This is a genomic window from Shewanella saliphila, from assembly GCF_014648295.1.
GTDB lineage: Bacteria > Pseudomonadota > Gammaproteobacteria > Enterobacterales > Shewanellaceae > Shewanella > Shewanella saliphila.
The window spans coordinates 1-26,184 of record NZ_BMQV01000022.1; the positions used below are offsets into that span (position 1 = coordinate 1).

At 42.5% G+C, this 26,184-nt stretch carries 21 protein-coding genes; 11 read left to right on the forward strand and 10 right to left on the reverse strand.

Going from position 1 to position 26,184, the window contains the following annotated elements:
• Positions 1 to 161 precede the first annotated feature (161 nt).
• Positions 162 to 788, reverse strand: a complete 627-nt coding sequence (gene upp / locus IEY48_RS11550; protein WP_188920446.1) for a uracil phosphoribosyltransferase — start codon at positions 786 to 788, stop codon at positions 162 to 164.
• A 239-nt stretch (positions 789 to 1,027) separates the two neighbouring features.
• Between upp and purM the strand changes: the two genes are divergently transcribed.
• Both purM and purN read left to right on the forward strand, forming a co-directional pair.
• Positions 1,028 to 2,065, forward strand: a complete 1,038-nt coding sequence (purM, locus tag IEY48_RS11555; protein WP_188920448.1) for a phosphoribosylformylglycinamidine cyclo-ligase — start codon at positions 1,028 to 1,030, stop codon at positions 2,063 to 2,065.
• Complete coding sequence (purN, locus tag IEY48_RS11560) at positions 2,065 to 2,709, forward strand: phosphoribosylglycinamide formyltransferase (protein WP_188920450.1); 645 nt, start codon at positions 2,065 to 2,067, stop codon at positions 2,707 to 2,709. The genes purM and purN overlap by 1 nt, the downstream gene beginning before the upstream one ends.
• A gap of 69 nt (positions 2,710 to 2,778) precedes the next feature.
• On the opposite strand, the gene cysB is transcribed toward purN, so the two are convergent.
• Positions 2,779 to 3,753: an HTH-type transcriptional regulator CysB gene (gene cysB / locus IEY48_RS11565; RefSeq protein WP_188920452.1), complete on the reverse strand. Its 975-nt coding sequence runs from the start codon at positions 3,751 to 3,753 to the stop codon at positions 2,779 to 2,781.
• A 617-nt stretch (positions 3,754 to 4,370) separates the two neighbouring features.
• Between cysB and IEY48_RS11570 the strand changes: the two genes are divergently transcribed.
• From IEY48_RS11570 to IEY48_RS11580, 3 genes are all read left to right on the forward strand, one after another.
• The gene (locus IEY48_RS11570; protein ID WP_188920454.1) at positions 4,371 to 5,150 is read left to right on the forward strand and encodes a hypothetical protein; all 780 of its coding nucleotides are present in this window, start codon (positions 4,371 to 4,373) and stop codon (positions 5,148 to 5,150) included.
• A gap of 198 nt (positions 5,151 to 5,348) precedes the next feature.
• A complete protein-coding gene (locus IEY48_RS11575; protein ID WP_188920456.1) occupies positions 5,349 to 5,756 on the forward strand; it encodes a LexA family protein in 408 nt (135 codons plus the stop codon).
• Positions 5,744 to 7,000, forward strand: coding sequence for a Y-family DNA polymerase (locus IEY48_RS11580; protein WP_188920457.1), 1,257 nt, complete (start codon positions 5,744 to 5,746; stop codon positions 6,998 to 7,000). The genes IEY48_RS11575 and IEY48_RS11580 overlap by 13 nt, the downstream gene beginning before the upstream one ends.
• Positions 7,001 to 7,073: 73 nt before the next feature.
• Here IEY48_RS11580 and topA read toward each other — a convergent pair whose 3' ends face one another.
• Positions 7,074 to 9,713, reverse strand: coding sequence for a type I DNA topoisomerase (gene topA, locus IEY48_RS11585; protein WP_188920459.1), 2,640 nt, complete (start codon positions 9,711 to 9,713; stop codon positions 7,074 to 7,076).
• Between the two features lie 382 nt (positions 9,714 to 10,095).
• On the opposite strand from topA, the gene astB reads away from it, so the two are divergent.
• Complete coding sequence (gene astB / locus IEY48_RS11590) at positions 10,096 to 11,430, forward strand: N-succinylarginine dihydrolase (RefSeq protein WP_188920461.1); 1,335 nt, start codon at positions 10,096 to 10,098, stop codon at positions 11,428 to 11,430.
• A gap of 137 nt (positions 11,431 to 11,567) precedes the next feature.
• Here astB and IEY48_RS11595 read toward each other — a convergent pair whose 3' ends face one another.
• Positions 11,568 to 14,024: an Ig-like domain-containing protein gene (locus tag IEY48_RS11595; RefSeq protein WP_188920463.1), complete on the reverse strand. Its 2,457-nt coding sequence runs from the start codon at positions 14,022 to 14,024 to the stop codon at positions 11,568 to 11,570.
• A gap of 222 nt (positions 14,025 to 14,246) precedes the next feature.
• Between IEY48_RS11595 and IEY48_RS11600 the strand changes: the two genes are divergently transcribed.
• Both IEY48_RS11600 and IEY48_RS11605 read left to right on the forward strand, forming a co-directional pair.
• The gene (locus IEY48_RS11600; RefSeq protein ID WP_188920464.1) at positions 14,247 to 15,554 is read left to right on the forward strand and encodes a dicarboxylate/amino acid:cation symporter; all 1,308 of its coding nucleotides are present in this window, start codon (positions 14,247 to 14,249) and stop codon (positions 15,552 to 15,554) included.
• A 128-nt stretch (positions 15,555 to 15,682) separates the two neighbouring features.
• Positions 15,683 to 16,348 carry a LysE family translocator gene (locus IEY48_RS11605; RefSeq protein ID WP_188920467.1) on the forward strand — a complete coding sequence of 222 codons (666 nt, stop codon included), beginning with the start codon at positions 15,683 to 15,685 and terminating at the stop codon, positions 16,346 to 16,348.
• A gap of 11 nt (positions 16,349 to 16,359) precedes the next feature.
• On the opposite strand, the gene IEY48_RS11610 is transcribed toward IEY48_RS11605, so the two are convergent.
• From IEY48_RS11610 to IEY48_RS11620, 3 genes are read right to left on the reverse strand one after another with little or no spacing between them, the layout of a single operon-like run.
• A complete protein-coding gene (locus IEY48_RS11610) occupies positions 16,360 to 17,877 on the reverse strand; it encodes a PhnE/PtxC family ABC transporter permease (protein ID WP_188920541.1) in 1,518 nt (505 codons plus the stop codon).
• A 10-nt stretch (positions 17,878 to 17,887) separates the two neighbouring features.
• Positions 17,888 to 18,565 (reverse strand): ATP-binding cassette domain-containing protein, encoded by a 678-nt coding sequence (locus tag IEY48_RS11615; protein WP_188920469.1) that lies wholly within the window; start codon positions 18,563 to 18,565, stop codon positions 17,888 to 17,890.
• Positions 18,565 to 19,419 carry a putative selenate ABC transporter substrate-binding protein gene (locus IEY48_RS11620; protein WP_188920471.1) on the reverse strand — a complete coding sequence of 285 codons (855 nt, stop codon included), beginning with the start codon at positions 19,417 to 19,419 and terminating at the stop codon, positions 18,565 to 18,567. The genes IEY48_RS11615 and IEY48_RS11620 overlap by 1 nt, the downstream gene beginning before the upstream one ends.
• A gap of 270 nt (positions 19,420 to 19,689) precedes the next feature.
• Here IEY48_RS11620 and IEY48_RS11625 point away from each other — a divergent pair, with 270 nt between their 5' ends.
• Together IEY48_RS11625 and IEY48_RS11630 are read left to right on the forward strand one after the other, a co-directional pair.
• Positions 19,690 to 20,364, forward strand: a complete 675-nt coding sequence (locus IEY48_RS11625) for a response regulator (protein ID WP_188920473.1) — start codon at positions 19,690 to 19,692, stop codon at positions 20,362 to 20,364.
• Positions 20,355 to 21,716: an ATP-binding protein gene (locus IEY48_RS11630; RefSeq protein ID WP_188920475.1), complete on the forward strand. Its 1,362-nt coding sequence runs from the start codon at positions 20,355 to 20,357 to the stop codon at positions 21,714 to 21,716. The genes IEY48_RS11625 and IEY48_RS11630 overlap by 10 nt, the downstream gene beginning before the upstream one ends.
• On the opposite strand, the gene IEY48_RS11635 is transcribed toward IEY48_RS11630, so the two are convergent.
• Complete coding sequence (locus IEY48_RS11635; protein ID WP_188920477.1) at positions 21,713 to 22,408, reverse strand: 2OG-Fe(II) oxygenase; 696 nt, start codon at positions 22,406 to 22,408, stop codon at positions 21,713 to 21,715. The genes IEY48_RS11630 and IEY48_RS11635 overlap by 4 nt on opposite strands.
• Positions 22,409 to 22,523: 115 nt before the next feature.
• Here IEY48_RS11635 and IEY48_RS11640 point away from each other — a divergent pair, with 115 nt between their 5' ends.
• Positions 22,524 to 23,771, forward strand: coding sequence for a cyclic di-GMP phosphodiesterase (locus IEY48_RS11640; RefSeq protein ID WP_188920479.1), 1,248 nt, complete (start codon positions 22,524 to 22,526; stop codon positions 23,769 to 23,771).
• A gap of 107 nt (positions 23,772 to 23,878) precedes the next feature.
• Here the strand turns inward: IEY48_RS11640 and corA are convergent, their stop codons facing one another.
• Positions 23,879 to 24,826: a magnesium/cobalt transporter CorA gene (gene corA / locus IEY48_RS11645; RefSeq protein WP_188920481.1), complete on the reverse strand. Its 948-nt coding sequence runs from the start codon at positions 24,824 to 24,826 to the stop codon at positions 23,879 to 23,881.
• A 212-nt stretch (positions 24,827 to 25,038) separates the two neighbouring features.
• Positions 25,039 to 26,067 (reverse strand): nucleoid-associated protein YejK, encoded by a 1,029-nt coding sequence (gene yejK / locus IEY48_RS11650; RefSeq protein ID WP_188920483.1) that lies wholly within the window; start codon positions 26,065 to 26,067, stop codon positions 25,039 to 25,041.
• Positions 26,068 to 26,184 lie beyond the last annotated feature (117 nt).

Sequence of the window (26,184 nt, forward strand, 5' to 3'; positions counted from 1 at the left end):
CGGAAAGCGATTAATCCTACCGAAAAAAAGAAAGCGGAAACCATTTCCAAGACAAGTGCTATATAAAGCACCACGCTACCCCCATAAGAAAAGAGCCGCTCACTGTTAAGCGAGCGGCATTAAGCCAACTGGCTCCCATTTTTTACGGCATCATAATGGTGCTATTTAGTACCAAATATCTTATCACCCGCATCACCTAAACCCGGTAAAATATAACCTTGTTCGTTAAGGCATTCATCGATTGCTGCTGTGTAAAGCTCAATATCAGGGTGCGCTTCTTCTAATGCTTTAATCCCTTCTGGTGCAGCGACAAGCACTAATGCTTTAATTGAAGTACAACCGCGCTTTTTCAACAAATCGATAGTCGCAATCATTGAGCCGCCAGTGGCGAGCATAGGGTCAACCACTAATGCGATACGCTCTTCTACATTACTGACGATTTTTTCAAAGTAAGGCACAGGTTGAAGCGTTTCTTCGTCACGGTAAATACCTACAACTGAAATACGCGCACTAGGGATATGCTCTAATACACCGTCCATCATGCCTAAGCCCGCACGTAGAATAGGCACTACTGTGACTTTTTTACCTTTTAATTGCTCAATACTGACTGGACCATTCCAACCATCAATGGTTACGGTTTCAGTTTCAAAATCAGCTGTTGCTTCATAGGTTAATAAACTGCCCACTTCTGTGGCCAATTCACGAAATCGTTTGGTGCTGATATCCGCTTCACGCATCAAACCGACTTTATGACGAACCAGTGGATGCTTAACTTCAACGACTTTCATTTCTTTCTCCTAGATTTCCGACTTTTCAGGCAAATTTGACAAATGTTAGTCGATTTACCTCATCTATAAAACATAAAGTTTCAAAATTGCAGTAAATCGTGAGCTAAACCAATAAAAAATAGGCAATTCATCGTTTTCTTTTAAGGATAAAGTAAAAACATGGCTTTCGACTGATGAGACAAACTGGTAGAATACTGCCGCATAAAATTCCTAAAACGATGTACCCTAGAGGATCCTCCGTGAGCACTCCTACCCCCCTAAGTTACAAAGACGCCGGCGTTGATATCGATGCAGGTAATGCGTTAGTAAGCAACATTAAATCTGCGGTAAAACGCACTCGCCGTCCAGAAGTTATGGGCAATTTAGGCGGTTTTGGCGCACTTTGCGAATTACCGACTAAATACAAACATCCTGTATTAGTTTCTGGTACTGATGGCGTTGGTACTAAATTACGTTTAGCCATTGATTACAAAAAGCACGACACCGTTGGTGTTGATTTAGTTGCTATGTGCGTTAATGACTTAATCGTATCTGGTGCTGAACCATTGTTCTTCCTTGACTACTATGCCACTGGCAAACTTGACGTTGAAACAGCGACCTCTGTAGTTAATGGTATTGCTGAAGGTTGTTTCCAGTCTGGTTGTGCATTAATTGGTGGTGAAACGGCTGAAATGCCTGGCATGTACGAAGGCGAAGATTACGATCTTGCAGGCTTTTGTGTAGGTGTTGCTGAAAAAGCAGACATTATCGATGGCACTAAAGTTAACGCTGGCGATGCGCTAATTGCGTTAGGTTCAAGTGGTCCTCACTCAAACGGTTACTCGTTAATTCGTAAAGTGTTAGAAGTTAGCCAAGCAGATCCTAAACAAGATCTTGCGGGTAAGCCATTAATTGACCACTTACTTGAGCCAACAAAAATTTATGTTAAGCCATTATTAAAACTGATTGAACAATCAGAAATCCATGCAATGGCTCACATCACTGGCGGTGGCTTCTGGGAAAACATCCCTCGCGTATTACCAGACAATTGCAAAGCTGTCGTCAAAGGTGATTCTTGGAAATGGCCTGTGGTATTTGACTGGTTAATGCAAAACGGTAACATCGCTCAACATGAAATGTACCTAACCTTTAACTGTGGTGTTGGCATGGTTATCGCGCTGCCCGCAGACAAAGTTGATGCGGCATTAGCACTGCTTAAAGCTGAAGGTGAAAACGCATGGTTAATTGGTGAAATTGCGACTCGTCAAGATGACGAAGAGCAAGTGGAGATCATCTAATGAGCCAAAGCTGTCGTGTTGTTGTGCTGATTTCTGGCGCTGGCAGTAATCTTCAAGCCATTATTGATGGCTGTGATGATAACGTAAACGCTGATGTTGTCGGAGTGATCAGCAACAAACCGGATGCTTATGGTTTAATTCGCGCTCACCATAGTGAAATTGATACCAGCTGCGTTATTGCTTACAAAAACGAGTCACGTAGCGAATACGATGCTCGTTTGTTGGCGGCGATCGACAAATACCAGCCAGATTTAATTGTACTCGCTGGATTTATGCGTATTTTAACTGATGAGTTTGTCAGCCGTTTTATTGGTAAGATGATCAATATCCATCCATCATTATTACCAAAGTATACCGGATTAAATACCCATCAGCGCGCCATAGATGCTGGAGATAGTGAACACGGTGCCAGTGTGCATTTTGTGATCCCAGAGTTAGACTCAGGCCCTGTGATATTACAGGCTAAAGTGCCTGTTTACCCTGGTGAAGATGCTTCTGTATTAGCAGAACGTGTACACGAGCAAGAACACGCTATATACCCATTAGTGGTAAAGTGGTTCAGCTTAGGTCGATTAACAATGACTGACGGTAACGCGTTTTTAGATGGTGAGTTAATTGGTCCTTCAGGCTTTGCGCCTGACTAACTTTAATTAACCTGCACGACTCAAACATAAAAAAACCTCGCCGCGGCGAGGTTTTTTATTACGTCAGGATTAACGTACTGGCAAAGTGATATCGGCAAACATCTCGTCAATCAATTGTTGGTCACGCAGTGCGACCGCCTTTTCGACTACATCACGGGTTAAATGAGGCGCAAAATGCAGCATAAAGTCATACATGTAACCCCGTAAAAAACTGCCCCGTCTAAAACCAATCTTAGTGGTACTGTGAGCAAATAAATGACTGGCATCAATCGCAACTAAATCGTTGTCTACTGCGGGATCAATCGCCATAGAAGCTATCACCCCAACCCCAAGCCCGAGTCTGACATAGGTTTTAAGCACATCTGCACTAGTCGCACTAAACACCACTCTAGGGTCTAGGTTCGCACGATTAAATGACTTTTCAATTTCTGAGGCTTTGTCAAAACCAAATACATAGGTCACTAACGGGTGTTCAGCTAAATCTTCGATGCTGATTGTCGTTCTGCTTGCAAGCGGGTGATCGCGCTTAACCACAATAGAGCGATTCCAGTGATAACAAGGCAGCATAATTAAATCGGTATACAGATGCATCGCTTCTGTTGCAATCGCAAAGTCCGCATCTCCTCTGGCTGCTTGCTCGCTGATCTGTGACGGCGTGCCCTGATGCATATGTAAATTGACTTTGGGATAACGCTTAATAAATTCACGAATGATTTGCGGCAATGCATAACGTGCTTGTGTATCTGTGGTCGCAATATTCAGCTCACCTTGATTTGGCTTGGTGTACTCTTCAGATACTTTTTTAATACTGTCGACTTTGCTTAATATGTCATTTGCTATATCAATAACTTGCTGGCCTGCAGGTGTCACATGGGTTAAATGTTTGCCACTTCGACCAAATATTTGGATACCTAACTCATCTTCCAGCATACGTACTTGCTTACTTATACCTGGTTGTGAGGTATAAAGGTTTTCAGCGGTCGTAGATACATTAAGATTATGTTTAACGACTTCTGCAATATATCTTAGCTGCTGCAGTTTCATGGTTTTATCCTTGATTGACCTTTAGCTATTCACACAATATTGGAATAGTATTCAATCGTTCGGGGCTCACCAAAGCAGAACCACTGTTCAACTATGACGAAACGTTATACTTAATGTGAAATATAATATAAACAGTAATAACGAGCAAGTAAAAAGCCGTGCAAAAATGCGATATCGATATTAGATAAAAGGTTTAATTGATCTGTTTAATGAATTATCACCAAAACGACTTATTATTCAACGACAGCCGCAATAACATACGCTAAGATATAAAGTACTTTTGAGCCAACTATTTTGGCTGCTTTTACCCTGCTAAATGCTAGGGCCTGTTGATCTTTCAAGGTTGTTTTTGCAGCGAATTGTTGACCATTATTCACATTTACAACTGCGCGGCAGAGACTTCGAGGTGTAGTTATTCTACATAAAAAGTCGATAACGCAGTAAAAATGGCCAACAAACGCGACCCGAAGGGTTCGGCTAAAAACGTTTTACTCTTTGTTGAATGAATTTTGCTTAGATGACTAGGCATCAATCCATTCGCCTCGATTAACACGTTTTTGACTCGAACAAAATTTAACCTGCAAAGATCAATAGTCCCTCGATAAAATGGAACCTTTATGTCCTTAATTGTAGTATTAATTCTTATTGGTGCACTGCTATTACTCATCATTGGTTTTAGTATTGTCCAACAACAAAAAGAGCGTGCTGAAGCTGAACGCCGTATTGAAGTATCTCGTCAACGTGCCATTATTGACGAAACCGATGCAGTGCTGTCCAACACAGGTATGGCACCATGCTCCAGCCATATTATGTTAGTGCTTTACCGCCGCATTCAAGACGCACTGGAACAATCACTAACCCATGCTAGTGGTCAATTAAAATCAGACTATGAACGTCGCCTCGGTGATATCAAAGCACAAGTCACCACAGTGTCAAATTCACCAAGCCAAGTTCCTGCCGTCGAAAACTTTCGCTTGCCCGATAACGACAGACAAATCCTTGAATTAGTCAAAACGCTTAAAAAGCTGAAAGCGATATTGCGCGCTGAGCATAATAAAGGAAAAGTTGACCCTACAGTGTTTGCCGAAGAAGAAATGCGCATCGACAATTTGCAACTACGAATTAACGTTGAGTCGATGATAAGCCGTGCTCGTGCAGCCTGCTTTATGAAACAATATGGCTCGAGTAAACAAATGGTGACTAAAGCATTAAACACCTTACACACCATTAAAGCGCAAACCCCAAACGACCCATTTATTGCACGTAAAGTTGATGAAGCAAAGCAATTACTCGATGAAATTATGGGCGCGCAACGTCGTACAGAACCAAGTACGCCAGCACCGAAAAAAGAAGGTGATGATATCGACATGCTGTTTCAGCCTAAAAAGAAATGGTAATGGCGTTCACCTCCATCTGTTTGTCATCTAATTAGCCTCGTTAAGAGGCTTTTTTGTACCCTCTGTTCGCATTCATCGCCCTTCACAACAATCTTTCGCAATCATTATTTGATCATTTCTGTTTCACTGCTAAAATACTGTCTATTTATACAGTGTTATTGTTTACACAATGCAATTATGTGATGGCTTGGTGCAGATATGAAAGTGATCCCGATATACATAGCTGGCGGCATTAGCGGTTTTGAGTCGCCTGCGGCAGAATACCAACAAAGACCATTAAGCCTAGATGAGCTACTGATTACGCACCCAAGTGCAACGTTTATTGGTAAAGTTCAGGGTGATTCGATGACAGGCATTGGTATTTTTGATGGTGACTTAGTCATTGTTGACCGCAGTTGCTCTATTAAAAATGGTCAAGTGATTGTCGCCAATCTTAATGGCGAATTCGTGTGTAAAATGATCGACCTTAAGCGGCGATTATTGCTCTCCTCAAACGATGCTTACCCCGATGTTGTGATTAATCAATATGATGATTTTAGTATCGAAGGCTGTGTAGTTTATTCAATACGATGCCATGATGAGGCAATTAACTTATGTTCGCGCTAGTCGATGCAACCTCGTACTATTGTAGTGCAGAACAGGTATTTAGGCCTGAATGGCGTCATCGTCCGGTGATTGTATTGTCCAATAATGATGGTTGTGTGGTGGCCGCAAATCGTCTCGCAATTGAATTAGGGGTGCCCAAATTTAAGCCTTATTTTCAAATTGCCAACCTTTGTCGCCAACATCAAGTCGTCGTGCTATCCAGCAATTATGAGTTGTACGCAGACCTATCCGCCAAGATGATGCAAGTGATTGGCCGTTTTGCCCCAGAGCAACATATTTATAGTATTGATGAGTCCTTTTTATCTTTTAAACATTGCCAACAAGCGATTCCCTGCTTGGCCACTCATGCAAGACTCATTAGGCAAACCGTTTGGCAATATACTCGGCTGCCGGTGTGTGTGGGTATAGGGCCAACATTAACCCTCGCAAAAGTGGCCAACAAAGCCGCTAAATTATCAGCATCATCGGGTGGGGTTTGCGTTATCGATAATGACGTCGTGCGCCAAGCAACACTAGCCTCGCTGTCTGTAAGCGATGTCTGGGGAATTGGCCGTAAAACCGCTGCCAAGTTAACCCTAATGAACATCAATACCGCCTGGGAGCTAGCAAACACCTCTCCGACTATGATGCGTAAGCAATTTAGCATTGAAATAGAGCGTACCATTCGTGAACTTAATGGCGTGGTATGTAAACAATGGGATGAAGCCAAAGCCGACAAACAACAAATATTTTCAACCCGCAGCGTCGGTGAACGAATTACCGATATCGACAGCTTGCACCAGGCGTTGTGCATGCATATCTCTATCGCGGCTGCCAAAGCCAGAAAACAGCAATCATTATGCAAGGTAATGATGTTATTCGCCCATAACTCACCTCATGATAATTACCCGCAAAGTTTTAAAGTGAATGTTAACTTTACCTGTGCCACGCACTGTAGCGCCGAAATGACCCATGCTGCATCAGCAGTAATCCAACAGCTGTATCGTCCCGGTGTTCATTATTACAAAGTGGGCGTCGGCTTACTTGACTTAGTCAGTAGCCAGCATCAACAACTAGACTTATTTAATGCTAGCAAAGCGAAGCCACAATTGATGCAGGTGCTCGATAACATCAATCACCGTTATGGCAGCGACACCCTATTTTTAGGTGCGCAAGGAGCACAACAAAAATGGGCAATGCATCGCGATTTTTTAACGCCACAGTACACCACTGATTGGCGCCATATTCCGATTATTCACTGTTAGTTAATTTATTTATTAAATAGCAGGCATAAAAAAGCGCTACCCGCAGGTAACGCTATTTTGATTGAAGTAAAAATTACTTCTTAGCTTTTTTCTTGGTCGTTTCACTCACCCATTTGCCGTTAACAAACTTAGAAGACCAACCCGTTGCTTTGCCGTCAACTTCAGTCGCAACGTATTGCTCTTTAGTTTTACGGCTGAATTTAACAGCGGCTTTGTTACCGTCATCATCTTCAACAGGTGCATCTGCAAGGTAAGCGTACTTAGGCCATAACAGTTCGCGATACTTAACCAGTTCTTCCACTAAAGGCGCACGTGTTTCGCGTGATTTAGGGAAAGTACTTGCCGCTAAAAATATACCTGCTGCACCATCTCTTAACACAAAATGGGCATCTGACTTAGTACATTTTAATTCTGGCAGGTAAATAGGATCTTCTTTTGGAGGTGCAGCTTCACCGTTTTTCAACAGTTTACGGGTGTTTTTACACTCGCTATTAGTGCAACCAAAATATTTACCAAAACGGCCATTTTTAAGTTCCATATCATTGCCGCAACGATCGCACTCAATGATAGGGCCTTCATAACCTTTAATTTTGAACTGGCCAGCTTCGACTTCATAACCGTCACATGATGGGTTATTGCCACACACATGCAGTTTACGAGACTCATCAATGAGGTAACTGTCCATTGCTGTGCCACACTTGCCACAACGATGTTTAGCGCGTAATGCTTCTGTTTCACCATCTTCGTTATCGCTAACCGCTTCTTCACCAGGGGTTAAGTTAAGCGTGGTTTTACAACGCTCTTTAGGCGGCAATGCATAACCTGAACAGCCTAAGAATACCCCAGTAGAGCCGGTACGGATCCCCATTGGACGACCACATGTTGGGCATTTAATGTCTTCTGTTAACACCATCTCATTCGGGCGCATACCGCCCTCACTTGGGTCTAACTCAGCCAACAACAGTTGTTTGGTAAAGTCACCGTAAAAACCGTCGAGTACTTTTTTCCAATCCAACTTACCTTGAGCAACATCATCTAATGTTTGCTCCATGCTGGCGGTAAAATCGTAACTCATTAAATCTTTAAAGCTGTCAACTAAACGTTCGCTAACAATCTCGCCCATTTTCTCGGCGAAGAAACGGCGGTTATCCACTTTCACATAGCCACGGTCTTGAATGGTCGAAATAATCGTTGCATAAGTCGATGGACGACCAATGCCACGTTTTTCAAGTTCTTTAACTAATGATGCTTCGCTGTAACGTGCTGGCGGCTTGGTAAAGTGCTGCTTTGGCAGTAACTTATCAAGTGTTAGCTTGTCGCCCTTCTCAACCACTGGCAAGGTGTTATCATCATCGTTTTTCTTACCCATTGGTGGTTGCACACGAGTCCAACCATCAAAACGTAACGTACGGCCACTGGCTTTTAACTCATAATCACCTGCGGTAACCGTTAATCGCGTCGCATCGTATTGTGCTGGTGTCATTTGACAAGCAACAAACTGACGCCAAATAAGCTCATACAAACGCTGAGCGTCACGTTCCATATCGGTCAGTGATGCAGACTGCACTGCAACGTTTGACGGTCTAATCGCTTCGTGAGCCTCTTGTGCGCCTTCTTTGCTGCCATAACGAATAGGATCGGCAGGCAAATACTTAGCACCAAACTCAGAGCCAATCATTTCACGGACATTTTCGACCGCTTCTTGGCTTAAGTTTGTTGAGTCGGTACGCATATAAGTAATATGCCCGGCTTCATACAAACGTTGCGCCATCATCATTGTTTTCTTCACACCAAAACTCAGACGCGTACTCGCCGCTTGTTGCAGTGTAGAGGTAATAAAGGGGGCTGAAGGTTTGCTTGACGTTGCTTTGTCTTCACGAGCTGAAACCACAAACGTTTCATTACGTAGCGCATCAACTGCAACTTGAGCTTGCGCTTCATTAATCGGTTCAAATGCTGCAGATTGATATTTCATCACCTGCATTTTTAAACTTTGCGCTTTAGTGGTATTTAAATCGGCATGAATATCCCAAAACTCTTCAGGAACAAATGCCTTAATTTCACTTTCACGCTCAACCACTAAGCGTACAGCAACCGATTGTACACGACCGGCAGATAATCCACGGGCCACCTTTTTCCATAATAATGGCGACACCATAAAGCCAACGACGCGGTCTAAAAAGCGGCGCGCTTGTTGAGCATTAACCATGTTGGTATCAAGTACCGACGGTTTGCTAAAGGCATCTTGAATGGCTGTTTTGGTAATTTCGTTAAATACCACACGTTGATACCGCGAAGCGTCGCCACCAATGATTTCCTGTAAATGCCAGGCAATGGCTTCCCCTTCACGGTCCAAATCCGTTGCGAGATAGATTTGGTCAGCTGACTCAGCTAAGGTTTTGAGTTCTTTAACGACTTTCTCTTTGCCAGGTAAAATTTGGTACTTAGCAGCCCAACCTTTATCTGGGTTGACGCCCATGCGCGCCACAAGTGCTTGTTTGTCTCTGATTAGCTTGTATTTAGCTTTTTCTTCAGGTGACATTTTTCTGACTTCAGCCGCGGTTTTAGTCGCGGTTGTACCGTCAGAAGTAGACGAAGTCGGTAAGTCACGGATGTGACCTACACTCGACTTCACGATGAAATCTTTACCAAGATATTTATTAATTGTCTTGGCTTTGGCCGGCGATTCGACAATAACTAGCGATTTACCCATAGTTTTATTTGCGCCAAAAAGTCTCAGAATATAGAAAATTGGTTCCATATATAGAGGGTTGAGACAATAGTTTCAAGTTAATCCCTCTTTTATATAGGTTGTTAAGTCATTTTTTAAACAATAATAAAAAATGTAAAAAATAATATGCGTTTTTTAAACGTAATTTTTCACTTAATGATACTTCGGAGCATCTTCAGTGCATTTTTAGTCATTTAAGCGTGTTTATGTGAATTTAGCACACCTTGTTAACCCTTATAGCTTCAGTATACTGACGTTAAATTAGCGTTAACTGACATGAGTAATCACGTTTCCTTTTTTATAAGTAACACAAAAAAGTGTAACTACAATAATAATTATTCACAAAATTTCTCAAGGATCACGAATGAAGCATTTTGAAGCAAACTTTGATGGCTTGGTTGGACCAACCCATAACTATGCTGGACTATCGTTTGGTAATGTCGCCTCGTTAAACAATGCGGCGCTTACCTCAAACCCTAAAGCAGCAGCTAAACAAGGTTTGCAAAAAGCCAAGTCATTAGCAGATTTAGGTATGGTGCAAGGCGTATTAGCCCCTCAGGAGCGCCCTGACCTATACACATTACGTCGAATTGGTTTTTCAGGGTCAGATGCTGAAGTTTTACAAAAAGCGGCTCAACAAGCTCCTGCATTGCTTAATGCTTGTTGCAGCGCATCAAGTATGTGGACCGCAAATGCAGCCACTGTTTCACCCAGTGCCGACACCCGTGACGGAAAAGTACATTTTACTCCGGCCAATTTAGTCGATAAGTTGCACCGCAGTATCGAACCCGTCACCACAGGCAATATTCTACAAGCCACATTTAATAACGATCGCCACTTTAGACATCATCAACATCTCCCTGAACACACAAGCTTTGGTGATGAAGGCGCTGCAAACCATACGCGATTGTGCAGCGAATATGGACACGCTGGGGTTGAGTTATTTGTTTATGGCCAACAAGCCACCAACCCAAGCGCAGTAAAACCAACAAAGTATCCGGCACGCCAAACATTAGAAGCCTCACAAGCGGTGGCACGTTTACATCAGCTTGAAGATGAAAGTTGTGTGTTTATGCAGCAAAACCCTGATGTTATCGATCAAGGTGTATTCCATAATGACGTGATTTCTGTCGGTAACCAAAATGTGCTGTTTTACCATGAGCAAGCCTTTTTAAATACCGCCGCAAAATTTGATGAAATTCGTCGTAAAATGAATACCGAGATGCATTTTGTTAAAGTGTCAACAGAACAAGTATCAATTGATGATGCTGTTCGTAGCTACTTGTTTAATACACAGATTATTACTTTACCTTCTGGTGAAATGGCCATTATCGCCCCAACTAATTGCCAAGAAAACCCTGCAGTATTTGCTTACTTAAATGAACTCGTCACCTTAGGTACACCGATTAAGCAAGTGCGCTACTACGATGTAAAACAAAGTATGCAAAATGGTGGTGGACCAGCTTGTTTACGTTTACGCGTCGCAATGAACGAGCAAGAAGTGGAAGCGGTGAATCAAAACACCTTAATGAATAACGCTCTATTTACCCGTTTAAACACCTGGGTAGATAAACATTACCGCGACCAACTCACAGTAAGCGACTTGGCAGACCCGCAATTGATTATCGAATCACGTACTGCATTAGATGAGTTAACACAAATTTTAAAGCTTGGCAGTGTATATCAGTTCCAAAAATAATCTCTTAAAAGCATCAACAAAAAAGCCAGTGACTTTCATCACTGGCTTTTTATTTATGGTGAATCTAATCTAAAAACAAAAAGGCGCCCTTTGGAGTATAGAGTCAATAATGCGCCTTTCTTTTATCACCAGTTCAATTAGAGAATCGTTACACCAATTGATACAACCTGAGTAGCTACACCATTAGGCGATTCAACTTCAACAATGAATACCCCTGTGTTAGCTTCATCTTCACCTTTAATCGTCGCCGTAAATTGACGTCCACCATTGTAATTAGAGCTCGGCCATGTGTACTCACTGGTGCTCACAACGGAACCTGCTGAAGTGGTAAACCTAACGATTGAACCTGCGGGCATTTGCTGATTGTGTAAATCAGAAATGGTAAATGTTGCTGTTGCAGAACCTTTACCTACAATAGTCATGCTGCTTTCGCCCGAGTGAGTCCCAGTACTATCAACAACAATAATATCGGCTGGTGCAGTAGCAAAGGCGGTACTGCCAGACATCACTAAGGTTACGCTACGACGGACGAACAATGACTTAGATTCATTGACACCATCAGCACAAGCACTATGTACAGGATCAGAGCACAGCACACCGTTGTATTTACCGTCTTTTACGTCAAACACACCGTTAGAGTTGAAATCAACTAACTCTTCTAATGAACCGCCTGTCTGACCACCGGTTTGCTGAGGGTTAAAGAAACCATCCTCGTTATAATCATTATACGCATCATTTAAATCAAACGATTGACCAGTCACATCTGTACCAGAGGTAAACTCTGTTGCTTCAGAAGCATCAAAACGACCATTACCATTTAAGTCAGGAAATGACTCTTCACCAATAGCAGTCGCGGTAATCGTTGCACGGCCACCGTACTTTTGACCGTAAATGTTGCCATAAAGGTCCAATGTCGAATCATAACCTAATGTCGCATCTGGATTACGGGTCATTTGTCCTGCAGCATTCAGAATAGTCTGCCCTTCAGGTCTTGGTAATTGGCTGGTCCAGGTGACAGAACAGGCACCATCAAGCGTTTGACAGGCATCTTCAATAGAACCACCTTCAGTGGTAAAAGACACTGTCGTTCCATCAGGAACAGGGTTGTTAAAGGCATCAGCCATACGTGCAGTAACCGTCACTTCTGTACCGTCAACATCCCAGCCTTCAGGATTGAGTGTTTCTGCCGAAACAGAAAAGCTGTCTTGATCTGGAATACCTGTTGATACAATAAGTTGACTTGATTGGCTCGAAATTGCTGGCACCGAATCGTTATCAACAGTAGCAGTAACACGTAAAGATGTGGAGACAGTACCTGTATTTACCACTGTCTGGACTAAACCACCGCTATCTGTTGTCGCTTCGATAGGATCAATAGCCACACCACCCACACTGGTATTTAACGCAAACAACACATTTTGGTTAGCAACCACGTTGTTGTTCTTATCTAATACTTTAAATTGAACAACCGATGATTCAGTCCCGCCGGTGCCCAAAATACTGATATTTTCAGGTGTGGCGGATACAAACACGATACTGCCCACATCAGATTGCAATACATTAAGCGTACCTACTGCGGATAAACTAATGCCACCAGCACTGGCCGTAACATTAATTTGATCTTCACCCACACAGCCTTCAGCACGGTAAGTTGTCGTTGCGACACCATTGCTTGACGAAACAGGAGAGCTTATCACCGCCTGAGCCGGGCTTTTATTGGCACAGGTTGATGAAAAGTTAACATCAACAGGCTCAGTGTAAGGGTTACCCTCATCATCTTGAATCAATACAGAAACTGTTGTTGTACCGCCTGCAGATAAATCGGTTGCACTAATCGATGCCACGCCTTCTTCAAAAGGATCGCCGCTGCCCATCACCACGTTTGTCGCACCAACGACAACAATGGTTGAGCCGGTTTCATTGGTAGATAAGGTTGCAGTGGCTTCACCAGCGCCGAGGGAGCTACCTGCGTATATATCAACAGTTGCTTTACCTGAAGAGTCAGTCACTGCGGTGGTCACGGGTAAATCACCAATTGAACTGGCAAACGTTACAATTGAGGTTTTGCTTATGCCAGACACAGTCGCTGTTAACTTACCTGGGGATAAAGTGCTAATTGAGTCAATACTATTACCCGAAGCGTCAGTTAACACCAATGACACTTGAGCACCGCCATCAGCAGCGCCGCCATCACCGGCCATGGTCACATAAACAGTCGCAGAATCGCCATCAGAGGTTGTTGCGGTAACTGTTGCACCAGTATTAATCTCGGCGGTATCCAACTGAATCGTTGCAACACCATTAGAATTGGTCACCACTTCCCCGGTATTGGGTGTAAATGTACCGTAAGAATCGTCATTAAGGGCAAAGGTGACTAAGGTGTTAACCGCATCACCATCGGAATCTAAAACGGTAGCGGTAAGAATTGCGGGTTCGGCAACTGAGATTTGAGTGTTGTCGATAGTTAAGGTTATTGTTGTCGTTGTATCTGTACCATCTCCCGAGTCATCATCTGTAATACTACCTCCACCGCCACAAGCGAAGAGAAAAAACGAACATAAAAGTGCAAAATATACTTTATATGCTGACCTCATTGTCAGGCTCCCTGTTGCATTAAGTTTAAACTAAATGGTTATTATAGTTACTTATAGATTAACAATACGCAAATATCTTGTAACTTTAGCATAACTCTAATGTTTTCTGTGTTATTTATCCGCTAAAACTTTCACTTTCTGCCATTTCCTAAAAGATTGATTCCTGCTAGTCTTTAGCCCATTCAACAAAATTTAAAATAATATGATGAGAAGGACTACTCCGTGAGTAAACAACGCAAGCTCGGACTCACGAGCAAAATTTTAATTGGCATGGGATTAGGCATTGTTTTTGGCCTCATGTTAAGAAACATGCTCCCAGACAGCCAGTTTATCCAAGAATACATCACAGATGGATTCTTACATGTCATCGGTACCATCTTTATTTCCAGCTTAAAAATGCTCGTCGTGCCCTTGGTATTTATCTCACTTGTCTGTGGTACAAGTTCTCTCAGTGACCCATCAAAACTGGGCCGCCTCGGAGGAAAAACCATTTCTTTCTATCTTTTTACTACCGCGATTGCACTTACCGTCGCCATTTTAGCGGCAGTCATCATTCATCCAGGCAATGCAAGTCTTGCTGGCAATGCGCTTGAATATTCAGTAAAAGATGCACCTAGCCTGTCTGAAGTCCTTATTAATATCGTACCGACAAACCCGATGCAAGCGATGAGTGAAGGCAATATGCTGCAGATCATTCTATTTGCTGTTATTTTTGGTTTTGCAATCTCGCACATTGGTGAACGCGGTACCCGAGTCGCATCATTTTTTAATGATCTTAACGAAGTGATCATGCGAGTAGTAACACTTATTATGCAGCTCGCACCTTATGGTGTGTTTGCGTTAATGGCAAAGTTGAGTTTAACCCTGGGCCTTGAAACCTTTGGCAGTGTGGTTAAATACTTCTTCCTAGTCGTTGCCGTATTATTAATTCAAGGTTTAGTGGTATACCCAACACTATTAAAACTGTTCTCAGGCCTTAGCCCATTGATGTTCTTGCGTAAAATTCGCGACGTACAACTATTTGCCTTTAGTACAGCAAGCTCCAATGCCACCTTACCTGTGACCATTGAAACCTGTGAGCACAGAATGGGCGTAGACAATAAAATCGCATCATTTACATTGCCACTTGGCGCTACGCTTAACATGGATGGTACCGCCATTATGCAAGGTGTTGCGACGGTATTTATTGCCCAAGTGTTTGGCATTGAATTAAGCATTATGGATTATGCAACAGTGGTTGTGACCGCGACTCTGGCCTCAATAGGTACAGCGGGTGTACCTGGTGTTGGATTAATTATGCTTGCAATGGTACTTAATCAAGTCGGTTTACCGGTTGAAGGCATTGCATTAATTATTGGTGTAGACAGAATGCTCGATATGATCCGCACCGCGGTAAACGTGACAGGCGACGCTGTAGGTACTGTTATTATTGCTAAATCTGAAGGTGAATTTAACCAAGATACCTTTAATAACTCACAAGCGGGTAAAGCAGCCCAAAGCTTTGAAGAGCAAGTGCTAAACAGCAAATAACTGGCTTAATAAGCACAAATATAAAAAAGCGCTAATATAGCGCTTTTTTGTTATCTATTATTTATATAACTGTGCCATTATCATTGGCTTAGCCCATAACAAACAAGCAATAACAGAGCAAAATCAATATGGACATGACTTTATTAGCCAGCTTAGCGGTGATACATATCGTTGCCTTAATGAGCCCAGGCCCAGACTTTGCCATTGTTGTCAAAATGGCCACGCAACAGACACGAATTACCGCCGTTTATTGTGCACTAGGCATTGCCGCCGCTATCTTGGTTCACACGTTATTGTCACTCTTGGGGATCAGCGTGATGATCCAACAATCACCTGTGGCTTATATTGTGGTTCAACTTGTTGGGAGTGGTTATTTGGCTTGGATGGGATTTGGTGCGCTAACATCAGCTTTCAAAGCACTTAAATTAAAACGTCAACCCTCTACTGTAGTGACTTCACCGATTGACAATGTGGCACAAATGTCGTCATTTAAGGGGTTTAAAATTGGCTTGTATACCAATTTACTCAATCCCAAAGCATTAATCTTTTTTATTACGCTGTTTACGGTACTCATTACCCCACAAGTGAGTTTTGCCACTAAAACAGCCGCGGCAATATTATTATTTAGTCTGTCTTTTATTTGGTTTGGCTTATTAGCATTAGTGTTATCTAAACCGCGTATTCAACAAAAACTACTCGCGGCCAATACCATTATTGATTTATTAGTGGGGATCATTTTTATTGTAGTCGCTGTCACTATTGCCAGCAATATAGTGAGTCAGTGGCTCGCTTGATAATCACAGGGTTAACACGCTTGTAATTTGTCCCGCGGCGCTTGAAGTAGCCTGCGGGCAATGTAATCAACCAGCACATTTAATCCTGCCGTGAACATCAATAACAATAACGCACCACTAAAGCGGATTTCCGCAAAGTTACTGTCCACATAAAATCCTAATGTCATTACGCCTAACATACCTAAAATGGCAGTTTCGCGAATAATAACCTCAAAGCGGTAAAATAATAACCCCATAAAGTGAGGATAAATTGCAGGCAACACCACATAGCTATAATGATCTAATCGCGCACGATAAGTTAACGGCACAATAATGTCGTCAGACTGCCTAGCCATTAAAAAGACCATTAAGCCGCTATTGTGCAATGCTAGCGCAATGATTGCCGGTAGCATTGATGGGCCAAGTAACAACATAAACACAAACGCTAATAAGTATTCGGGCAATGAACGCAATATTAAATTCACCCCACGCATTAGCATGATGACCCATTTGGGCATCATCAATGTCGTATTGAGCGGTAACATTATTAAGGTTAAGACATGGGTTAAACCCAACGCACAGCAAGCTAAAACTAACGTAGCGATAATCCCCGGCCACACTTGGTCGCGCACTAACTCATAAGCCCATTCACAGACAGCAATAAACGTGTCTGCTGCAAACCAGGCAGTGAGCGTTTGCCCTTGGAGCATCGGTGGTAAAATATCTATCGAGATAAAGCGCCAAATCAATTGCGGTTGAAGCACGGGTAACTCAGGTAAAAAATACACGGCTAACGGTAAGTAAACCCATAACATCGCAGGCTTCGCCCAAAAACGGATAGTCCCTATCAAGGCAATAAACAAGATCAACAGCGCCCCGCCCTGCTGGTAATGGCCTTGACGAAACGCAGACTCTAAATAAAACCCTAGCGTCGGCATACCAATAAACCCTAATACCGCACTGCTTCGAAGCGCACACTCAAAACGATAACGAATATATGCCACAATTTGCGGATACATATGCATCCAGCGGCCATAAATCAGTGCAGATAACCTGTCCGTGCCTTTAGGCAGAGCAAACACGGTTTGCGGGGGAGCTTGTTGTAAAATATCGGCAAGCACGCGAGCAAATGTGGCGGCATATGGCAGACCAATGGCTAAAATACCGGTAAGCGGTGATAACCCAAACACTTGTAAAAAAATCAGCGCCCAAAAAATTTCATGAATAGCCCGAATAAAGGCGCACATAGCCGCAATCAAAGGGTGTTGATAGGCTAGCGCTAATGGAAATCCAAGCAATAGCCCCAAGCAAATTCCTAATAACGCAAAGCTGATGGTTTGCCACACGGCCTCTAATAAATATTCGGTTGCGCCAAAATCAGGTGTGATAAACCCCGTAAACATCCGCCCAAGTTCAGCCCAAGGCTCTAATGCAATCACTTCTGTGTCGGCAAAAAACCAACAAACAAGCACCAGTAAAAATAACCCTAGGGTTATTTTTTGCCAGTGGCCAATAAAAGGAAAAAAACGTGTCGAAGCGGTATTTGCCATTTTGTTAGGGTTAATCTGCACGATGAGGCGATTCATCGGCCACAACATAATGCTGAGACAAATGCGCCAGTGTGAGTTGATTAGCGTTAGCATCTAGCGCCACTTTGCCTGCACTAATCACAATAATGCGATCAAAATGCGCCAACGCCAGCTCAGCATCGTGCAAAACACAAATAACACTTTGATGTGATTGTTTAACTAAATTGAGTAACCTAACACCCATAAGCGGATCTAACGCCGAAAAAGGCTCATCACCCATAAACACCGGTTGCTGCTGAAACAACGCACGAGCAAGTGCAACACGTTGGCGTTGACCGCCAGAGAGCTCGCTGACTTTTTTTTGCAGTGGCATAGTCAATTCAAGCTGTTGGCAAATAGCGCTAATGTGTTGCTGTGGTTGTGTAAACGGTAGCAACAAATTAACCATATTATACCAACGAGAATGACGTGCTAATCCGCCGATAAACACATTATGAAAAATAGACAAATTGTCGACTAAACCTTGTGCCTGTGAACACAAACACGTTTGCTCAGCCAGTTGTTGATACAGATGATGTAACAAGGTCGTTTTACCGACACCCGACGGCCCCAAAATCGCAACATGCTCATTGGCATTAAGTGCCAAGCTGATGTTGGGCAAAATAATTTTTTGCCCATAACCTAAATCGGTATCAACAACGGTCAGCATTAATCTAACATTCCAATCGCTTTCGCCACACGTTCAATAGGCTCGTAATCACTGTTACTCGCTGGTACAAATGATTCGCGTGGAAAACTGTCTAATAAATCTTTATCTTTCATGCCGATTAAGGTTTTGGTTAGCTTGTCTTTAAAGCCTGCACCATAAACAGTGTCGACACCAGAATGCACTGTCCATTGGTAATCTGGATAAGTCGGGCTTTGCCAAATCACGCTGACTTTTGACGTATCAACTTCGCCTTTTTCAACAGCGGTGTCCCACACTTTGTAATTTACCGCGCCCACTTGGTATACGCCGGCTTCAACCTGGCTAATAGTACGGCTATGGTCGCCCGAAAAACCAATGCGCTTAAAGATTTTATCGACAGATTGCCCCACGCTACTTTCAATAAAATACTGCGGCATTAAACGCCCAGATGTTGAGTCTTTTGAACCGAAGGTAAAGGTGTAATCGTTCAATAGCGGAAAACTATCACTGGCCGCTAATTCAGTTGAATGATGCGCAATAATGTAGCTTTTAAAAAACTGATCTTCAAAACCTTGAGCAATGGCCTCAGACCCCGGCACTAATCGACGCGCCTGTACTCCCGACAAACCACCAAACCAGGCTAACTGAACTTGATTATTACGAAACGCCGTAACCGCTGCAGAGTATGACTTAACAGGCACATACTTAACCTCTACGCCCAATTGCTCAGATAAGTACACCGCAACTTTATCAAAACGGGTGCGCAATTGGCTCTCATCTTCATCAGGGATAGCGGTAAAGGTGAATGTTTCGCTTATCGCGACTGTTGAAAACAAGCTTAAAACGCCTGCTAATATAAATCCGGTTAATTTCATCTTAATCCTTAAGTCATCCGTTAATTGCACTATTCTAACTTACGCCCAACAACTTAACCTAGGACAAACCAATAATACTGTTGGATATTTATTGTAACCCGTCATCCAAAGCTAAGGGTGATGATGTATTCAATCATCAAGATCCACCCTATCGAGAAAAGAGCTCACAGATAAACAAACACTACCCTAGGCGGCATAATTACGGTTAGTATTTAACCGTAAACAGAGATAAGTTAGAACCTAGTGCTTGGGCTTAGATAAGGATAATCCATGCGTATACTTGTTATCGAAGACGACCCCATATTGTCACACCATTTACAGGTGCAACTCACCGAGGCGGGCAATCAGGTACAAGTGGCCACAACCGCAAAAGAAGGCTTTTATCAAGCCACAAATTATCCTATTGATGTAGCTATCATTGATATTGGCTTACCCGACCTAGACGGCATTAGCTTAATCAAATCATTACGCCAGGCCGAAGTGAAAACACCACTATTGATTTTAACTGCACGGTTAACCTGGCAAGATAAAGTTGAGGGACTCAACGCCGGTGCAGATGATTACCTAGTTAAACCATTTCAAAAAGAAGAGCTTATCGCAAGACTCGATGCCATAGTGCGACGCAGTGGCGGTTTTGTTCGATCATTAATAACCAGCGGACCATTACAAGTCGATTTAGCCGCCAAACAAGTCAGCCTGCAACAAACACCCTTAGAGATAACCGCATTTGAATATCAAATTTTAGAATACCTTATGCGCCACTGTCACGAGGTCGTCGCCAAGCAACGTCTGCTTGATGTGATTTATGCCGACAAAGAAGGCGATCCTAACACCATCGAAGTGATGATAAGCCGCCTACGTAAAAAACTCAGTCAAGGCGGAATGAATCAACCCATCACCACCATTCGCGGCCAAGGATATAAATTCAATCACCCATGCGACTAACTTTACGCCCTAAAAAACGTTTACTCACAAGGATGTTTGTCACCTCCTTGTGCATCATTACCCTGGTAGGCTTTGGTCTCGCATGGTTAATTAACTTGTTGCATGCACAAAACCGCTACAATCAAACCACCAGCTCGTTAATTGCTAAACTGCCAATCATTGCTGCAGAGTTTCGAGAAAATAATTTAATTCCCATCACCCAGGCTCGTGAAGGTGATGATGTGGACACGCAATACATCATGGCAACGTGCAATGATGATTACGACAGCCTCTGGCGCTCAGACTACGCAATAAGCCTTAATTTGACCAAAATATGCGAACAATACCAATCGATTAAAGATGACTTACCGCCGTTTTATCTCAACTTTGGCAGCCAAAGCTATTTGGCTTATTTATTAAGTATTGACGTAGAAACCGACATATACCACTTGCTCATTTTACAAGACGCCAGCGCCCTTAAAACTGAGCTGAGCCAATTTAATCGGCTGACTTATTTTAGATTGGCAATTGTGCTGTTGATTGCATTGCTTTTGCTTATCAGTGCGGCTTACTGGGGCATGCGACCACTAACGCAATTAAAACAAGAGTTAACCTTATTACAACGAGGGCAAAAAAACAGCCTATCTCAAGATTATCCAGTTGAATTACAAGGTATAACTACAGCTCTTAACCAATTACTCAACCAATCAGATGCGCGGCAAACCCGTTATCAAAATGCAATGAACGATCTTGCCCACAGTCTTAAAACCCGACTCGCGGCCAGCATCGCAATCATTGATGACCCAAGTTTGAACAAGCAACAACAAAACCAAAAAATTCTTGAGCAAATTAATGACATGGACCACTTAGTAAAATATCAGCTCAAACGGGCCATGTTAGGGCAACAAGGGCTGCACTTATTGCAAACTCAACCCTTAGAGATTGTAAAGTCGCTGACTCAAATGCTCGATAAAGTTTATCAACACAAACACATCAACATACTGATTAACATTGCAGACGATATTGAATTACCACTCAGTAAAGGCGATGTCATGGAGCTATTTGGAAATCTACTCGAAAATGCATGTCGCTTTTGTATCAATCAGGTGAGCGTTAAAGTGCAACGGCTTAATAACAACCAGATCCAAATTTGTATAGAAGACGACGGCCCAGGAATAGCTGACGACATTAAACAAAAAATCATTCAACGCGGCATACGCGCTGACACTCAATCACCAGGGCAAGGGATCGGGCTGGCAGTTTGTCACGAGCTTATCAGTAGTTACGGCGGCACCATGACAATAAGCACCAGCGTACTCGGAGGGGCGGCATTTGTAATCGAGCTTCCGGCTGTCACCCAACACCAAAGCTAGCTCAGTGGCGCGTATAACTGCTCTGCACGATTAAACATGGCCCAAGACGTTGCAATATATTTATCATTGCTAATGGGCACATTACCCCGATGGCTGTGAGTAAAACCGGCAGGTGCAATCACCATAGTGCCTTTTTTAGGACTGATTTTACGTTGTTGGTAATAAAACTCTGTCTCTCCGCCCTCTGGCACATCGTTAAGGTAAAACATATACAACACCACGCGGTGTAGGGCTTCGTTATGGCCATTTTGTGGGAACTGCTCAGAGTGCCAATGAGGATACCCACCGACACCTTTTTGATAATGCTGAATATTGATTGTGCCACTGCGATATAAATACTTGGTTAAAGTGCTCGCTCTGGGCTTACCTAACGCATCGAAGTTGTCGGGTGTTAATGTTTGAGCTTGCCCTTGCTCGTCGGTTACTTGCACCGACACCGCGCCCATTAATGCTAATGAATATTGGGTGAAGTAATCCGTCATCTGTGTAAACGTCGCAGCTAAAAGCTCATTTTTCAATTCTGCTAAATCGGTAAAAGCATCTAACATTAAATCACTGCTACGCTTTTTCTCGTTATCCACCCCAAAACCAGTTTGACCCGGGCCGACATTAGGGTGCGCATTAAATGTTGCAATTAAGCGGTCACACAAATCATCGCTAATCACATTGGGATATACTTCAATAAAATCCATAGAGGGTAACTATTACTTGTCCATTTATAGTATTATGCTGCCACGTCAACAAAGCTGCTGTAAAGCATAAAGATAAACATAGCTTGTTGTTTAATAACGTCACTATGACTAAATCATGAAAAAAAACCAAAAAGTCGCTGTAGAACAACTTGAAGTGGGCACGTTTATCCGTCTACCTATTTCGTGGAAAGACCATCCATTCTTGTTTAGCAGTTTTAAAATCAAAAATAGCGCCCAAATTGAGCTAATCAAAGGATTAGGACTCAAGGATGTGTTTTTTGACTCTGAAAAAAGCGATATTGAGCCTGTCACCTCAGATAAGCCAGAACAAGCTCCCACCGAAGAAGAACTCACTGCACTAAAAGAGCAAATGCTTAGCGACAAAACAGCCAAAATAGATGAACAAAAAAAACTCAAGCGTGATTTAAAGAAAACCGAACAACAATTTGAACGTTCTGTCGCCATGATGCGCTCGATGGTGTCAAAAATCAGTAGCCGTCCGCTTAATGCCGTGACAGAAGCAAAAGATCTCATAAACAACCTCACCAATATGCTACTCAATAGTGACAACCTTGCATTGCATTTAATGGGCGATGCCAAAAACGAAGAGCATATTTATCACCACTCGCTAAACGTTGCGATACTTTGCATGTTGATGGCAAAAGAGCTTGGTTGGAGCCGTGAAGAAGTTGAAACCATAGGTATTGGAGCCTTATTTCACGACATAGGCAAACTCAAAGTGCCCAGTACAATTCTTAATAAACGCGTGCCATTATCTGCGCCAGAAGAAAACTTTATCAAACAACACCCATTGATGAGTATTAACTTCTTAAAATTAGCCGACAGTTTCCCCGAGGAAGCTAAGCCGTTAATCGCCAATCACCATGAGTTTTTAGATGGTAGTGGTTTCCCACAAGGACTTAAAGCAGACAAACTCGACAAACTGTCGCAATTAATTGCCGTAGTGAACGAGTACGATATGTTATGTAATGGTACAAGCCAAGTTAAAGCCAAACCACCGAGTATCGCCCTTGGCATGCTATACAAAAATTATAATAACAAGCTCAATAACGAATACGTGAGTAAACTTATTAAAATGTTAGGTATTTACCCGCCAGGGAGTATTATCGAATTGTCTAGTGGCCAATTTGCGATGGTGATGTCGGTCAATTTACAGCAATTACTGTACCCTAATGTGATTGTTTACGATCAACTCGTACCTAAAGACCAAGCGCCTATTATCAGCTTACAAAATCATAATATGAGCATTGTCCGCAGTTTACCCGCGGCGGCATTACCTAAAAAAATTCATGCTTACCTCAGCCCAAGAGATAAAATCAGCTTCGGCATCGGTGCTAATTAAGCCGGTTGATAAAAGATTACAAGCCACAAAAAAGCCACCTCATTATGCAGGTGGCTTTTTACTGTAACGAGATAATCAATAATCTAATCACAAAATGGCTTTAATCATTACAACCAACCTTTACGTTTAAAGAAAAAGTAGGTTCCGGCAGCACTGGCTAACATCAGCCCAACCGCCATAGGGTAACCCAATCGCCAATCAAGCTCTGGCATAATATGAAAGTTCATCCCATAACTACTGGCGATTAAGGTCGGCGGTAAAAACACCACCGCTGATACTGAAAATATCTTAATAATCTTGTTTTGTTGTAAACCACTAAAGCCCATCGCCGCATCGAGTAAAAACTGTAACTTATCGAAAATAAATTGGCTGTGAGGCATTAAAGACTCAATGTCTGACAACATCTCACGAATGTCTTTTAAATTTTCATCCGACAAGCTTTCACGATAATAACGTTGCATATATCGTAACGAGCGTTGGGTATCGAGCAAACTTAAACGAATTTTACCGTTAGAGTCTTCCTGCAAAGTAATAAGCTTAAACACATCATCGAGCTCTTCGTCATTAAAGACTTGCTCACCGACATTTTCTAACACGCTATACACGTCTTCGATTAAGTCAGATAAGTAATCTACTTTTAGATTAAATAACTCTAACAACAAGCCTTGCGGCGTGGTGATGTCTAAACGGCCTAAACGTAAATAGTTACGCAATAAACGGATTAAACCGACATCTTCTTCACGAATGGTCAGTAAAAAAGCTTTACGTAAGTTAAACGATACGTTTACCGCACGTACATCTGAGCTCACACGTTGCGGAAATAATGAGTTAATGTGCAAACCATCTTGGTTTTGATAAAAACGGGCCGATGCCTCAATTTCTTTAATATCTTCTTCGTCGGGCACTTCTTCAGCAGAAAACGAACTCAACCAGTCTCGCTCTTTATCATCAGGTTTTAATAAATCTAACCACAAAGTCGACTCTGGCACATTGTCACCCACTTTTAATTCAGTGGTCACAAGTTGTCTATCTTGATAGGCGTATGCTGTGATCATCGCTCCCCCAAAGTGTGTTAAGTTAAGTCAACTTAACAACATAAAATGTGCAAAATTTGGCGCTAGTTTACTCAACTAAAGCGTAATGAAAAGCAAAAAACGGATCCTCGTTGAATAATCGTACCCGTTGATACAAAAAAAATGATGATTCAATATAAAAAAGCGCCCTTATTGGACGCTAATTTAACGATATAAATAACCCCAATAGATGATTACTCGCCTTTTAAACGTCGATCTAATTGATCTTTTAAATTGGCCGGCAGACTTTTAATTAAAATGGTATCAGACACCGGGTCGTATATAACGCGCTCACCTAAATGACCGCCGTCAAAACTTAACGTCACACCGCCACCAGTACCCGAAAACTTCTTCAAACTGCGTAAACTGGCTTTATCTGCCGGAAACTCTTCATCTAACTCATAACTGCCACCACAGGCAAAGTCATAAAAAGAATCCATGCCAGAGTCAGCTAATTCATCGGCTAAATCTTTAACCTCAATCACCTCACCTGAATCTGCGCGCTCAGAGCAATACTCAAACACTTTATTACGACACTCTTGACGCTCATCTTTAGTTAGCTCACTGCCGGCAACAAAATCTTCAACAGCATGAATTAACGTTTTGTTTTGCGCTTTAGTATTAACGCCTTCAACGCAGCCCATAAAATCTAAAAAGAAATCAGCCACTTTACGACCGGCGCGGCCGCGAATAAACGAAATATATTTGCGTGAACTCTTGTCCGCTTGCCACTCAGTTAAATCAATACGTGCGGCTAGTTGAATATTGCTTAAATCTAAATGATTGTTTTGCGACAGTTCCATATCATCTAATACTGTCATTGATGATTTAGCACTTAATAATGCCACAAACAAATAGTCGCTGGTCATACTGGTGTAGCATGACATCAACAAAAAGCCACCCTGGCTAAAATCGTACTTGGCTAACTCTTGTTGCAATAACTGACTTGCTTGACCACTAAACTCAACAAAGCCTAAATCGCCACTGCGGTAACCGGTTAACGCATTTGCAAATTCATCATTGGCTTCGCCATCATCACCGTGAGTACCAAAAAAGCCAAACCCTTTACCCGCTTTACCCGAGTATGTCTGGTGTAACTCTTCTAACATGGTTTCAACAGCGTTGGTATTCAACAGCGGTTGTGGACGTAAACGACAGCGCATTTGCCCCTGACCATCTTGAGAGATTTCGTGAATAATTGCTTGCTCAATACTAATCGCCATAAGCCTTGTTAACCTATTCTGTCGCTGAAGATAATTTTAAAAAGAATGATATCAGACCCGCCGTATAAATCGAACAAGGGTTTGCTATATTCCTCACATAGCGCGAATAAAACTTGA